This is a genomic window from Streptomyces sp. NPDC085944, from assembly GCF_040686295.1.
Classification (GTDB): domain Bacteria; phylum Actinomycetota; class Actinomycetes; order Streptomycetales; family Streptomycetaceae; genus Streptomyces; species Streptomyces salinarius.
Genome location: NZ_JBFBJX010000016.1, coordinates 59,498 through 73,078, shown reverse-complemented (window position 1 = coordinate 73,078; position 13,581 = coordinate 59,498). Strand labels below are relative to the sequence as shown.

Sequence of the window (13,581 nt, the reverse complement as noted above, 5' to 3'; positions counted from 1 at the left end):
CCGGTGAACGACGGATACGACGCGGGACACGGCGACGACCAGTACGAACTCGTCGGCTACGACGAGTACGGCCGCCCCGTGTACCGCCAGGCCCAGGGCCACCCCCAGGGTCAGGTGCCGGGCCGGCCCGGCGGGCAGCAGCCGTACGACCCGTACGGCCGGCAGCAGGACCAGTACGGCCGGCAGCAGGACCAGTACGGGCAGCAGCAGGACCAGTACGGGCAGCAGCAGTACGGACAGCAGCAGGGCTACGGCTACGACCCGTACGCCACGGGCACCCAGCCGCCCGTCCAGCAGCCCTACGACCCCTACGGCTCCCAGGGCGGCTACGACACCGGCCGGCAGCCCCCGCAACAGCCCGCGCCCGGCTACGACGCCTACGGCGGCCACCCCGGCGCCCCGCACGGCGGCGGCCCGGTCCCGCAGCAGCCGTACGACCCCTACGGCCGGGCCGCGAGCAGCGGTCCGCAGCCGCGGGTCGCCGAGCAGACCGCCCGCATCCCGCAGCAGGCGGCCCCGCCCGAGCAGCGGGAGCGGGCGGACCCCGACGAGCCCTCCACCGCCGGCGGTGACTACCGCACCGAGCAGTTCGCCTTCGTCGAGGAGCCGACCGGCGACTCCGAGGACGTCATCGACTGGATGAAGTTCACGGAGAACCGCACCGAACGCCGGGAGGAGGCCCGCCGGCGCGCACGCACGCGTGTCGTCGCCCTGGTCGTCGTCCTGGCACTGGTCGCGGTCGGCGGCGTCGGCTACCTCTGGTACGCCGGGAAGCTGCCCGGAACGTCCTCCTCCGACGACAAGACCGGCGGCACCACGGCGGCGGGCGCCCAGAAGCGCGACGTGATCGCCGTCCACCTGCACGACACCAAGGGCGGCGGCACCTCCACCGCGCTGCTGGTGAACAACACCACCACCAAGCAGGGCACCGCCGTGCTGGTGCCCAACGCGCTCGCCCTGACCGGCGACGACGGCAGCACCACCACGCTCGCCAAGTCCGTCGACGACGAAGGCCCCGACGCGACGAGGACCTCCCTCGACTCGGCCCTCGGCACCGACATCGAGGGCACCTGGCGCCTGGACACGCCCTACCTCCAGATCCTCGTCGACCTGGTCGGCAACATCGAGGTCGACACCGACGCCGACGTCCCCGACCCCGAGTCCAAGGACAACGGCGCCGCGCCCCTCGTGCACAAGGGCGAGGGCCAGACCCTCAGCGGCAAGACGGCCGTCGCCTACGCCACCTACCGGGGCAAGGGCGAGGAGGCCAACGCCCAGCTGCAGCGCTTCGGGCAGGTCATGCAGGGCGTCCTGCGCAAGATGTCCTCCGACCCGCAGGCCGCGACGACCACCGTCCAGACCCTCGGGATGATCCTCGACCCGCCGCTGACCGAGAACGACCTCGGCACCTTCCTCGCAGGGCTCTCCGACCGCGCCAAGGGCGGCGACTTCAAGACCGCGCTGCTGCCCGTCCAGGACGACGGCCGGCTCAGCGCCGAGGCCAGTGACAGCGTCGTCAAGGACGTCCTCGGCGGCACCGCCAAGAGCCCCGACGAGGACGCCGCGGTCAGCGTCTCGGTCCGCAACGCCACCGGCGACGAGGACCGCACCGGCAAGGCGCGCGTCGTCCTCCTCAACGGCGGCTTCACCTTCGTGTCCGGCGGAACCGCCTCCGGCACCGAGGCCACCTCGAAGGTCGTCTACGCGGACGCCGCCGACCGGGAGAACGCCGTCCAGGTCGCCAAGACCCTGGGCCTGCCCACCGGCTCCGTCTCGAAGGGGAAGGTCTCCGCGAACGCACGGGTGTCGGTCGTACTCGGCCAGGACTACAAGCCGGCGTCGTAGGGGCGGGAGGGGCGGACGGTTTTTTCACGTGGGCCCGTGTCGGCGGTCGTGAGACCCTTGAGGTCAACCGACCGCCGACCCGAAAGCCAGGCAGTGACCGCGACCGACCGCTCCATCGAACTCATCAACGCCGCCGCGCAGGCGGCGGCCGACAAGCTCGCGCACGACATCATCGCCTACGACGTCAGCGACGTGCTGTCGATCACGGACGCCTTCCTGCTGGCCTCCGCGCCCAACGACCGCCAGGTCAAGTCCATCGTCGACGAGATCGAGGAACGGCTGAACAAGGAGCTGGGCGCCAAGCCGGTGCGCCGCGAGGGCGACCGCGAGGCCCGCTGGGTCCTGCTCGACTACGTCGACATCGTCGTCCACGTCCAGCACAGCGAGGAGCGCGTCTTCTACGCCCTGGAGCGGCTGTGGAAGGACTGCCCCGAGCTGGACCTGCCCGCCGACGCCAAGGAGACCCGCGGCAAGGCGGAGGAGCACGCCAAGCTCCAGGCCGCCGAGGAGGCGACGCACTCCGACGAGGACTGGCGATGAGCGCCACCGGCGAGGTGACGGCCGGGAAGCCGGGCCGCGGCCGGCGCGTCATCCTGTGGCGGCACGGCCAGACCGCGTGGAACGTGGAGCGCCGCTTCCAGGGCAGCACGGACGTCGAGCTGACCGAGACCGGCGTCGCCCAGGCCCGCCGCGCGGCCGGGCTCCTCGTGCACCTGAGGCCCGACGCGATCGTCGCCTCCGACCTCTCGCGCGCCGCCGCCACGGCGGCCGAGCTGTCCGTGCTCACCGGCCTCGCGGTGACCCTGGAGGAGGGCCTGCGGGAGACCTACGCGGGCGTCTGGCAGGGCCTGACCCACGAGGAGATCATCGCCAGGTACGGCGACGAGTACGCGGCCTGGAAGCGCGGCGAGCCCGTGCGCCGCGGCGGCGGCGAGCTGGAGACCGAGGTCGCCGACCGCGCCGCCCCCGTGGTGCTCCGGCACGCCGAGAAGCTGCCCGAGGACGGGACCCTCGTCGTGGTCAGCCACGGCGGCACGATCCGCACCACCATCGGCCGCCTGCTCGGTCTGGAACCGCACAGCTGGGAGAGCCTGGGCGGCCTGACCAACTGCTGCTGGTCCGTCCTCGGCGAGGGCGCCCGCGGCTGGCGGCTGCTGGAGCACAACGCCGGCACGCTGCCGGAACCGGTCCTCGGCGACGACGTCTGAGCCGGTGCCCGGTCCCTGGCCGGTGGGCCAGGGACCCGGATTTCACTTTCCGGCAGGTCGCAGGCTAAAGTTCTTCTTGTTCGCCCCGCCGAGCGGAGCGGACGAAGAGAAGGACCATGCGGCCCCGGTCGCGTGGCACCAGGGGCTATAGCTCAGTTGGTAGAGCGCCTGCATGGCATGCAGGAGGTCAGGAGTTCAATTCTCCTTAGCTCCACAGCCCACGGACGAATCCCGTCCCCTTCGGGGGGCGGGATTTTTCGTCTCCGCCCGCTTGAGCAACACGCGTCCCACAGGCGTATACGTCGGTGGGTCTCCGTGTCCGGACCGGTACTGAGGCGTCGCTGACCGGGTCGGCCCGGCCGTGGCAGAATCAAACGGCCGGAAGGGGACCGCGGCCCGACGGGAGGGAGTGGCGATGCCTGGGAGCATCCTCGAGGAGGTCGGTCACCTCCTCGGCGGAGCGGTGGCGAGGAACACACTCACCCGTCTCAGCTGCCCTTCCTGCGGTTCCCGGCACGTGGCCCAAGTCCTCGGCGACAACGGCGGAATCTCTTACGTGTGCACGGCCTGCGGCCACAGCTGGAGCTGAACGATGGGTGCACACAGGCGGAAGTGCGACTGGTGCGGCAGCGGCACGCCCATCGTGCGCGACATGGAGCCACTCAACCCCGACTACCAGTACTGGTGCGAGGAATGCGCGCGGGCGCTGATCATAAAGGGCGACCCCATCGAGACGTACCGGGAACTCGAGGGCGAGCCGATCTACGGCCGGCTCCTGGAAGAACACTGCACACTCAAGCGCTTCTACTCCTTCGTGACGGCCTGACGGCCGGCCGTCTGCCGGGTCGCCGAGCCGGCAAGAGGGTAAAACGGGCAAACGGGAAACGATTTGGTGTTGTGCCCGGTCGACCGTGTAATGTTGGCGTCGCCGCCGGGGAAGCCGGGCGGCACGAAACAAGGGGCTATAGCTCAGTTGGTAGAGCGCCTGCATGGCATGCAGGAGGTCAGGAGTTCAATTCTCCTTAGCTCCACACTTCACAGGGAAACCCCCGGATCCTCGATCCGGGGGTTTCCTCGTTCCCTGCCTCAGCGGCCGAGCGCCCGGCGGCCGCGCCCCTGGGACAGCACCGGCAGGTTGGTGCGCGAGGACGGAGGCTGCGTGCGCGTGTCCTCCTCGATGCGCAGCGCCAGCGCCGGGCAGCGGCGCACCGCTCGCACCGCCTTGGCCTCCGCGAAACGCGGCACCTCGGCCTGCGCCACGGTCGGGAAGCCGTCGGCGCCGAGCTGGAAGACCTCCGGCAGGATGTCCGCGCACAGCCCGTGGCCCCGGCACAGCGTCCAGTCGACGAAGATCTTCTGGCGGCTGGGGCCGTTCTCCTCACCGCCGCCGCCCGGGATGCCGGTCGGGGTCCTGCCTCCCTCGAAGAGCGGCAGGACACCCTCCACGGGCCGTCCGCAGCCGTTGCCGAGGACATGGGCGGCCAGGTCGTCCGTGAACGCCTTGACGGTCGACTCCAGGAACATCGCCGAGCCGTCCGGGTGCGAGCAGGCGCCGCGCCGCTTCACGTTCTTCGCGACCTGCTTGACCGCCTCGAGCGCGGCCGGGCCGCCGCCGTTCAGGATGTCCTCCAGGCCCCGAGCGGCGGCCGGCAGCCCCAGGTAGCAGGGGCCGCACTGGCCCGCGCTCTCCTCGGCCAGCCACTGCGCCACCCGCAGCGACTCGCCCAGGGGGCAGGTGTCCTGACTGATCGGCAGGATCGCGCCCGCCCCGAGCGAGCCGCCCACCTGCTGCAGCGAGTTGCGCGAGACGATCGCCTCGTCGACGGTCGCCGCGTCGATCCACTTTCCGTGGTAGCCGCCGGTGAGCACGCCCTGCGGCACCGGCGGGGCGCCGGCCAGCTGCAGGACGTAGCGCAGCGGCACGCCCGTCGGGGCCTCGATCACCATCGGGCGGGCCACCGCGCCGGAGACCGTGAGCATCACGGTGCCCGGCTCGTCGTACAGGCCGGTGTTGCCGTAGCGCTCCGGGCCGATGCGGGCGGCGATCGCCAGCTGGGCGAAGGTCTCGGCGTTGGACAGCAGGGTCGGCGCGCCGCCGACGCCGCTGCGGGAGGCGCTCACCTTGCGGCCGGGCGGGATCGCCGGGCCGCCGTCTATGGAGCGGATCAGCGAGGCCGCGGCGCCGGTGACCATGCGCACCGGATTGCGCTGCACGCGCGCGCGGAGCGCGGACCGTCGGCCGTTGCTCAGGCCGCGCTCGGCCAGAGCGGCCTCCATGGAGCGCTGCGTGGACTCCCGGGTGACCCCGATGACCAGCGTGCGGGCGCCCATGGCCTCCGCGCACAGCAGCGCGCCGTCCAGGATCAGGTGCGGGGCGCGGTTGATCAGCACCGTGTCCTTGCGGCAGGCCGGCTCGTCCTCGCTGCCGTTGACGACCACGACCGGGCGTACGCCGCGCTTGATCGCCGCCTCGGCGACCGAGCGCAGCTTCTTGTGGAAGGGGAAGCCCGCGCCGCCGCGGCCCTTCAGGTTGATGCGTTCGGAGAGCTGCGCGAGCTGCTCCCCGCCCATCGGTTCGAGCGGACCGTGCACCTTGAGGTGCATTGGCAGATCAAGCCGCTCGACAAGGTCGAAGCCCGACGTGAGCTGGGGAAGCCCGACCACGCGGACCTCGGGGACGTCGGGCAGGGCCTCGTTCAATTCGAGCCTCCGGAAGGCGTGTTCCAAGGTTCACCGGAACCCGGTGCGTCGAAGTCGCGGGACTGCGACGGCGCACCGGGGGTTGGTTCAGGGGTGGGACCGCTGTTGTACGTGTCGTCCGGGTAATACGTGTCGTACACCGCGTTCGTCTCACGGGTGTCGTACACGTCACTCGATCCGTAGCCCGAGGCGTACGGCGACGCGTACGTCGCGGAGTGGTCCGCGCCGGGGGCCGTCGCGTCCGTACCGCCGTGGACCGGGATGGTGTGTCCCGTGTCGTTGAGCGGGTCGTAGTGCGACGGAGGGGCCTCGCCGACCGGGGGCGGCGACGGTATGGGCCAGCTGCCCGAGGTGCTGCCGCCGTCCACGACGGGCATCGCCTCGGTGGGTCGCAGGTCGGACGGCAGCGGGGCGGCAGAAGCGGCCGGGTCGGCCGTCAGCGGCGGCCGGCGTGCGCCCGAGGGCGCGGACACCGCGCGGTAGGCCGCCGCGAAGCCGTCCGCGGGCTCCGGCGGAGTGAGGCGCTCCGCGGTCTCGTACAGCGGGGCGGACGGGGCCGCGCCGCGTGACCGGGAGGCCCCGGCGCGCTCGTGGCCCGGCAGGGCGGCGGCGTCCCTCGGCCGGCTCTCCGCCGCATCCTCGCGCTCCTCGCGGATGGGCCGCCCCCCGGTCCCGAGGAGGGCGGCGATCCGGTCGGCGACCTTGCGCCTGACCGGGCGGGGCGCCGCGCGCAGCGCCAGGGCCGCCATGACGCCGACCACGGACAGGGCGTACAGGACCAGGAAGACCGGTTTCGCCGCTCGACCCGCGTAGAGCCCGTGCAGCAGGGCCAGGCACCAGGCCGGGTAGGCCAGCATGTGCATCGCCCGCCAGCGGGCCGCCACGGGGGCCGGGGACGCGAAGCGGTTGCGCAGGGCTCCGGTGACTCCCACGAAGATCATGAGCATGCTGGCCAGGGTGCCGAAGCCGATGAGGACGGCCCGGCCGCCGAACGCCTCGTCGTCCGTGGCCAGAAGCCCGAAGGGGAGGACCGCGGCGACCCAGGTGGTGTGGTCGAGCACGAGTTTGACCACGATGTGCACCAGAAGGAACACGACCGAGGCGACGGCGGTGGTCCGGTGCACCGCCTGGGCCAGGATCCGCTGCCGGGTGTCGAGGACGATCCGGTCCTGGGCGAGCAGACCCCAGATCACCGAGCAGCTGAGGAAGACGAGGGAGAGGACGCCGGCGCCGAAGTTGAGGAACTGGGCGAACGTGTCGTCCACCGTGCTGTCGTTCGTCACCACGGCCGGCCTCCCCACGTCGGGGACGTGAGGGGAGGCCGCGAACTGGTGTCGCGCGGACGGATCGGGGGAGGGTTCATGGGGGCAACTCCGGAGCGGTTCGGGAAAGCGGTCCCGCTGCCGCACTCTAAGTGGCGCCATACCCGTGGGTAGGGGGTTTGAGTTATTGCGTTGTTATCAAATGACCGCGCGCTCGTACTGGTGTCCCTTAGTGGTCGTTACGCGAAGTAACCTTTGACCTTGGTTCAGGCCGGGCTCCGGTTTCCGGACCCCGGCCACCGGATTCCGGCCGCGGCACGTGGGCCGGAAGCGCCTCGCGGCCCGCGCCGCGACTGCGGTACCCTGACGCCATGCGTGCCGTACGCCTTCTGCTTAGCGAGCCGCGCTGATCAGTCCCGACCCCGGTCGAAGTCCGGTGGCCGGAATCGGCGCGGCGTCCCCTCCTGTGCGAGGGGATTTTTCATTTCCCGGCCTTCGCAGCCGCTGGTCATGAAGGTCGCAGCCGCTGGCAGAGACGATCGATGGAGCTTTGAGGATCATGAGCGAGACGAACCCCGCGGCGACCGCCCCTGTGTCGGCGGACGCCGCGCCGCACCGCTACACGGCCGCCATGGCCGCCGAGATCGAGGCACGCTGGCAGGACTTCTGGGACGCCGAGGGCACGTACGCCGCACCGAACCCCAAGGGCGACCTGGCGGGCGACCCCGAGCTGGTCGCCCGGCCCAAGAAGTTCATCATGGACATGTTCCCGTACCCGTCCGGTGCGGGCCTGCACGTCGGCCATCCCCTGGGGTACATCGCCACCGACGTCTTCGCCCGCTTCCAGCGGATGACCGGCCACAACGTCCTGCACACCCTGGGCTTCGACGCCTTCGGCCTGCCCGCCGAGCAGTACGCGGTGCAGACCGGCACGCACCCGCGCGTGTCGACCGAGGCCAACATGGAGAACATGAGGTCCCAGCTGCGCCGGCTGGGCCTGGGCCACGACAAGCGCAGGTCGTTCGCCACGATCGACCCCGAGTACTACAAGTGGACCCAGTGGATCTTCCTGCAGATCTTCGACTCCTGGTACGACGACGAGGCGAAGAAGGCCCGCCCGATCGCCGAGCTGGTCGCGCAGTTCGAGGCCGGTGAGCGGGCGGTGCCCGGCGGGCGCACCTGGAGCGCGCTGACGGAGGCCGAGCGTGCCGACGTCCTGGGCGAGTACCGCCTGGCCTACGCCTCCGACGCGCCGGTCAACTGGTGCCCCGGCCTGGGCACCGTGCTGGCCAACGAGGAGGTCACCGCCGACGGCCGCTCCGAGCGCGGCAACTTCCCCGTCTTCAAGTCCAAGCTGCGCCAGTGGAACATGCGCATCACGGCCTACGCGGACCGGCTGCTGGACGACCTGGACCAGCTGGACTGGCCCGAGGCGATCAAGCTGCAGCAGCGCAACTGGATCGGCCGCTCCGAGGGCGCCCGGGTCGACTTCCCCATCGACGGCGAGCGCATCACCGTCTTCACCACCCGCCCCGACACCCTGTTCGGCGCGACCTACATGGTGCTGGCACCCGAGCACCCGCTGGTCGAGAAGTTCACCCCGGACGCCTGGCCCGAGGGCACCCGCGACGCGTGGACCGGCGGCCACGCCACCCCGGCGGAGGCCGTCGCCGCGTACCGCGCGCAGGCCGCCTCGAAGTCCGACGTGGAGCGGCAGGCCGAGGCCAAGGACAAGACCGGCGTGTTCATCGGCGCGTACGCCACCAACCCGGTCAACGGCGAGCGGGTCCCGGTCTTCATCGCCGACTACGTCCTGATGGGCTACGGCACCGGCGCGATCATGGCCGTCCCCGCCGGCGACCAGCGCGACTTCGAGTTCGCCCGCGCCTTCGAACTGCCCATCCGCTGCATCGTCGAACCGACCGACGGCCGCGGCACGGACACGTCGACGTGGGAAGACGCCTTCGCCTCCCACGACGCGAAGATCATCAACTCGGCCAACGACGCGGTCAGCCTGGACGGCCTGCCCGTCGTCGAGGCCAAGGAGCGCATCACCGAGTGGCTGGAGCGCACCGGCGCCGGTGAGGGCACCGTCAACTTCCGCCTGCGCGACTGGCTGTTCAGCCGCCAGCGCTACTGGGGCGAGCCCTTCCCGATCGTCTACGACGAGGACGGCATCGCCCACCCCCTGCCCGCGTCGATGCTGCCGCTGGAGCTGCCCGAGGTCGAGGACTACTCCCCGCGCACCTTCGACCCCGACGACGCGGACACGCGGCCGGAGACCCCGCTGTCCCGCAACGCGGACTGGGTCAACGTCACCCTGGACCTGGGCGACGGGCCGAAGAAGTACCGCCGCGAGACCAACACCATGCCCAACTGGGCCGGCTCCTGCTGGTACGAGCTGCGTTACCTGGACCCGCACAACAGCGAGCGCCTGGTCGACCCCGAGATCGAGCAGTACTGGATGGGCCCGCGCGAGGGCCTGCCGCACGGCGGCGTCGACCTGTACGTCGGCGGCGCCGAGCACGCCGTCCTGCACCTGCTGTACGCGCGCTTCTGGTCCAAGGTCCTGTTCGACCTGGGGCACGTCTCCTCGGCCGAGCCGTTCCACAAGCTGTTCAACCAGGGCATGATCCAGGCCTACGTCTACCGGGACAGCCGCGGCATCGCCGTACCGGCCGCCGAGGTGGAGGAGCGCGACGGCGCCTACTACCACCAGGGCGAGAAGGTCTCCCGGCTGCTGGGCAAGATGGGCAAGTCCCTGAAGAACGCGGTCACCCCCGACGAGATCTGCGCCGAGTACGGCGCCGACACGCTGCGCCTGTACGAGATGGCGATGGGCCCCCTGGACGTGTCCCGGCCGTGGGACACGCGCGCGGTGGTGGGCCAGTTCCGGCTGCTGCAGCGGCTGTGGCGCAACGTCGTCGACGAGAACACCGGTGAGCTGTCGGTGGTCGACGTCGCGGAGGCCGACATCGACGCCGACACCCTGCGCGCCCTGCACAAGGCCGTCGACGGCGTACGGCAGGACCTGGAGGGCATGCGGTTCAACACCGCCATCGCCAAGGTCACCGAGCTGAACAACCACCTGACCAAGGCCGGGGGTCCGGTCCCGCGGTCGGTCGCCGAGCGCCTGGTGCTGCTGGTCGCGCCGCTGGCCCCGCATGTCGCCGAGGAGCTGTGGCGCAAGCTGGGGCACCAGTCCTCCGTCGTCCACGAGGACTTCCCGGTCGCCGACCCGGCCCACGTCGTCGACGAGACCGTGACCTGCGTCGTCCAGATCAAGGGCAAGGTCAAGGCACGGCTGGAGGTCGCCCCCTCCATCTCCGACGACGACCTGGAGAAGGCCGCGCTGGCCGACGAGAAGGTCGTGGCCGCACTGGGCGGGGCCGGGATCCGGAAGGTGATCGTGCGGGCACCGAAGCTGGTGAACATCGTCCCGGCATAGCCGGTGACCGGGGCGCCCCGGGCGTCCCCTACGGGTCGGGTGCGGGCAGGTTCGGGGTTCTCGCGGAACCCTGGGCCTGCCCGCTGCGTTTACCGTGGAAGAGCGGCGCGACCGGCGTCGTGGACCGCCGGTGTGCGGACCGGACGTCCCAAGGAGGAGCCTCGTGGAAGCAGCGCTCACCGTGTTCGCCCTGCTCTTCCTGCTCGCCGTGGTGCTGGGCGTCTACGCCACGGTGAAGGCCGTCGGCGCTGCCAAGCGCAGCGTGGACCGCGGCATCACCCAGGCCCGCCGCACCGTCGAGGACCACACCCTGCGGGCCAAGTCCCTCGTCCAGGTGGGCCCCGCGGCCGAGCTGGCTCAGCTGCGGCTGACGCTGCGCACCTCCATGCGGGCCACCCAGGACGCGCTGCACGCGCGCGTGGCCGAGGACGCGTCCCTCAAGGAGTCCCTCGCCCTCTTCGAGCGGCTCAGCGCGCACGGCTTCGAGCTGGACGGCGAGCTGCGGCGGCTGGAGTCCGAGCCGGACCGCGCCACCCTGGCCGAGCGCCTCCCCGAGCTGCGCGAGCGGACCGAGCGCGTCACCCGGTCGGCGGACGCCCTGCGCTGGGCGGCCCGCGACCGCGCCCGCCGCTTCGCGGACGACGACCTGGACTCGCTGAGCGCCCAGATCGACGTGGAGGCCGGCGCGCTGCGGCACTGGACGCAGACCAGGACGCAGGCGGAGACGGCGGCAGGGACCGGCCCGGGGGAGGGCCCGCCCACCACGCCGCCGTCCTGGCCCGAGGCACCCTCCGCCGACGCCCCGTCCACCCGGCAGACCTGGCCGGACTCCTCGGCACAGGGTCCGGCGGAGGGCGACCGCGCCCGCCCGGCCATCACCCCGCCCGCCGCGAGCCCGGTGTACCCGTGGCAGAAGAAGGCCCGCCCGGAGAGCACGACCTGAACCCGGTCAAGGTCCTGTGAACGCCCGGTGGTCGGGGCCGGACTGCCGTACGGGCACTACGCCAGGTAACCTCCAGCTCATGTCCCGCCATGTCGCTATCGTCACGGATTCAACGGCCTACCTCCCGGCCGAGACGATGGAGCGGCACGGCATCACCGCGGTACCCCTGACCGTGGTCCTGGGTGACCGTGCCCTGGAGGAGGGGACGGAGATCTCCACCCGCTCCCTGGCCCAGGCCCTGCAGAAACGCCGGCCGGTCACCACCTCCCGCCCCGGCCCCGAACTCTTCGCCGAGACCTACCGCCGGATCGCCGAGTCCGGCGCCGACGGCATCGTCTCCCTGCACCTTTCCGCCGAACTCTCCGGCACCCACGACGCGGCCGTCGTCGCGGCGCGTGACGCCGCCGTCCCGGTCCGGGTCGTGGACACCGGGATGATCGCGATGGCCCTCGGATTCTGCGCCCTCGCCGCCGCGGAGACGGCGGAGGCGGGCGGCACGGTGGACGAGGCCGTCACGGCCGCCGAGAAGCGCGCCGCGGGCACCTCCGCCTACTTCTACGTCGACACCCTCGACTATCTGCGCCGCGGCGGCCGGATCGGGGCGGCCCAGGCGCTGTTCGGCTCCGCGCTCGCCGTGAAACCGCTGCTGCGGCTGGAGGGCGGACGCATCGAACCCCTGGAGAAGGTCCGGACGGCGTCCAGGGCGATCGCCCGGCTCGAGGAGATCGCCGCCGACCGGGCGGGCAGCGCGCCCGTCGACGTCGCCGTCCACCATCTCGCCGCCCCGGACCGGGCTTCGGCCCTGGCGGACCGGCTGCGGGAACGGGTGCCCGGACTGTCGGACCTGCATGTGAGCGAGGTCGGTGCGGTGATCGGCGCGCATACGGGGCCGGGGCTGCTGGGGGTTGTGGTCTCGTCGCGGTGAGGGCGCGGGCGGTGGACGGCGGGTGGTGGGCGCCGCGGTGAGCCGTTCCTGTCACGCGTGAGAGGGGCGGAGTTTTCCACAACCCGTGGGTAGTCCCCGGCAATTGACCATGATCATCGCGAGGGTGTCGAGGTGCCCGATCCTCGTCGCATGGCTCTTCGATCACGCTCACGCACCGCGTCCGCGACCAGCGGCCCGGGCCGCGCCCCGGCCTCCGACGGCCGCCTCGCCCACCGCCGTGCACCCGGCTCACGCGCCCACGCCCGCCCCCGCTCCCACACCCGGCACGGCCGTCGGCAGGCGCCGCCGGAGGAGCTGCGGCGGCGGGCGGAGGCGTTGTTCGGGGAGCGCGCCGAGCACGCCGGGCACGAGGAGGCGCGGGGCGAGTCGGGCAAGGGGCCGCCCTTGCCCCGCCCTGATGCCCCCGGCGACACCGACACCGACACCGACGCCGGCACCGGTGACGGTGGCGGCCCCGGTGGCGGTGGCGGGGCCACGACGACCTGGCGGGAGCGGACCGGGCCGGCGCTGCAGGAGCGTATGCCGCTGTGGCTGCAGACACGGTGCGGGCTGGAGCGGCGCAGCGTGGTGGCGCTCTCGGTGCTGCTGGTCGTCGCGGCGGTCTTCGCGGTGCAGCACTTCTGGTCCGGCCGCACCCAGCCGGTGGCGGCCCCCGAGGTGGTGCGGGAGGCGGCGGCGTACGGAGCTGCGACACCGGGTCCGGCGACCGAGGACCGCACCACGGCCGACGAGCCCGAGCCGGGTGCCGCGCCCACGACCGGGGCGGGGGCCGAGATCGTGGTGGACGTCGACGGCAAGGTCCGCGAACCCGGCGTTCACAGCCTCCCGGCGGGTTCCCGCGTCGAGGACGCCCTCAGAGCCGCCGGGGGCGTGAAGCCCGGCACGAAGACCGACGGACTGAACCGGGCACGCTTCCTGGTGGACGGCGAGCAGGTGATCGTCGGAGCGTCCGCGCCCGCGCCCGGATCGGGGACTGCGCCCGGCGGGCAAGCGGGAGCGGGGCCCACAGCGCCGGTCTCCCTCAACACGGCGACCGCCGACCGACTCGACACCCTCCCGGGCGTCGGCCCGGTCCTCGCCCAGCACATCATCGACTACCGCACCCAGCACGGCGGCTTCCGCTCGGTGGACGAACTGCGCGAGGTCAACGGCATCGGCGAACGCCGCTTCGCCGACCTGCGGGACCTGGTCCGTCCATGAACACGGACGCGGTGCGAGTGGAGCGAGTG

At 72.2% G+C, this 13,581-nt stretch carries 10 protein-coding genes and 2 tRNA genes; 10 read left to right on the top strand and 2 right to left on the bottom strand.

Annotated elements, in window-relative coordinates:
• Positions 1-3 precede the first annotated feature (3 nt).
• From AB0P07_RS28190 to AB0P07_RS28165, 6 genes are all read left to right on the top strand, one after another.
• Positions 4-1,845: an LCP family protein gene (locus tag AB0P07_RS28190; RefSeq protein ID WP_365555452.1), complete on the top strand. Its 1,842-nt coding sequence runs from the start codon at positions 4-6 to the stop codon at positions 1,843-1,845.
• Positions 1,846-1,938: 93 nt separating this feature from the next.
• Entirely contained in the window at positions 1,939-2,385 is a 447-nt protein-coding gene (gene rsfS / locus AB0P07_RS28185) for a ribosome silencing factor (protein ID WP_061444800.1), read from the top strand.
• Entirely contained in the window at positions 2,382-3,053 is a 672-nt protein-coding gene (locus AB0P07_RS28180; RefSeq protein WP_365555450.1) for a histidine phosphatase family protein, read from the top strand. The genes rsfS and AB0P07_RS28180 overlap by 4 nt, the downstream gene beginning before the upstream one ends.
• Positions 3,054-3,194: 141 nt before the next feature.
• A tRNA-Ala gene (locus AB0P07_RS28175) sits at positions 3,195-3,267 on the top strand.
• A gap of 438 nt (positions 3,268-3,705) precedes the next feature.
• Positions 3,706-3,879, top strand: a complete 174-nt coding sequence (locus tag AB0P07_RS28170) for a hypothetical protein (protein WP_365555592.1) — start codon at positions 3,706-3,708, stop codon at positions 3,877-3,879.
• A gap of 132 nt (positions 3,880-4,011) precedes the next feature.
• Positions 4,012-4,084, top strand: a tRNA-Ala gene (locus tag AB0P07_RS28165).
• Between the two features lie 55 nt (positions 4,085-4,139).
• Here the strand turns inward: AB0P07_RS28165 and AB0P07_RS28160 are convergent.
• Both AB0P07_RS28160 and AB0P07_RS28155 read right to left on the bottom strand, forming a co-directional pair.
• The gene (locus tag AB0P07_RS28160) at positions 4,140-5,753 is read right to left on the bottom strand and encodes an NADH-ubiquinone oxidoreductase-F iron-sulfur binding region domain-containing protein (protein ID WP_365555448.1); all 1,614 of its coding nucleotides are present in this window, start codon (positions 5,751-5,753) and stop codon (positions 4,140-4,142) included.
• Positions 5,750-7,039: a cytochrome b/b6 domain-containing protein gene (locus AB0P07_RS28155; protein ID WP_365555447.1), complete on the bottom strand. Its 1,290-nt coding sequence runs from the start codon at positions 7,037-7,039 to the stop codon at positions 5,750-5,752. Before AB0P07_RS28155 ends, AB0P07_RS28160 begins: the two co-directional genes overlap by 4 nt.
• Before the next feature lie 535 nt (positions 7,040-7,574).
• On the opposite strand from AB0P07_RS28155, the gene leuS reads away from it, so the two are divergent.
• The 4 genes from leuS (at position 7,575) to AB0P07_RS28135 (ending at position 13,552) form a co-directional block, all read left to right on the top strand.
• Positions 7,575-10,463, top strand: coding sequence for a leucine--tRNA ligase (gene leuS, locus AB0P07_RS28150; protein WP_365555445.1), 2,889 nt, complete (start codon positions 7,575-7,577; stop codon positions 10,461-10,463).
• 163 nt (positions 10,464-10,626) lie between these two features.
• On the top strand, positions 10,627-11,406 hold the full coding sequence (locus AB0P07_RS28145) for a hypothetical protein (RefSeq protein ID WP_365555443.1): 780 nt from the start codon (positions 10,627-10,629) through the stop codon (positions 11,404-11,406).
• Between the two features lie 79 nt (positions 11,407-11,485).
• The gene (locus AB0P07_RS28140) at positions 11,486-12,331 is read left to right on the top strand and encodes a DegV family protein (protein WP_365555441.1); all 846 of its coding nucleotides are present in this window, start codon (positions 11,486-11,488) and stop codon (positions 12,329-12,331) included.
• A gap of 150 nt (positions 12,332-12,481) precedes the next feature.
• Complete coding sequence (locus AB0P07_RS28135) at positions 12,482-13,552, top strand: ComEA family DNA-binding protein (protein ID WP_365555439.1); 1,071 nt, start codon at positions 12,482-12,484, stop codon at positions 13,550-13,552.
• The last annotated feature ends 29 nt before the right edge of the window (positions 13,553-13,581 follow it).

Bases quoted from the DNA above. Each gene is read 5' to 3' on its own strand.
- AB0P07_RS28180 (WP_365555450.1), top strand. From the start codon at position 2,382: ATGAGCGCCACCGGCGAGGTGACGGCCGGGAAGCCGGGCCGCGGCCGG.
- AB0P07_RS28170 (WP_365555592.1), top strand. From the start codon at position 3,706: ATGGAGCCACTCAACCCCGACTACCAGTACTGGTGCGAGGAATGCGCG.
- leuS (WP_365555445.1), top strand. From the start codon at position 7,575: ATGAGCGAGACGAACCCCGCGGCGACCGCCCCTGTGTCGGCGGACGCC.
- AB0P07_RS28140 (WP_365555441.1), top strand. From the start codon at position 11,486: ATGTCCCGCCATGTCGCTATCGTCACGGATTCAACGGCCTACCTCCCG.
- AB0P07_RS28135 (WP_365555439.1), top strand. From the start codon at position 12,482: ATGGCTCTTCGATCACGCTCACGCACCGCGTCCGCGACCAGCGGCCCG.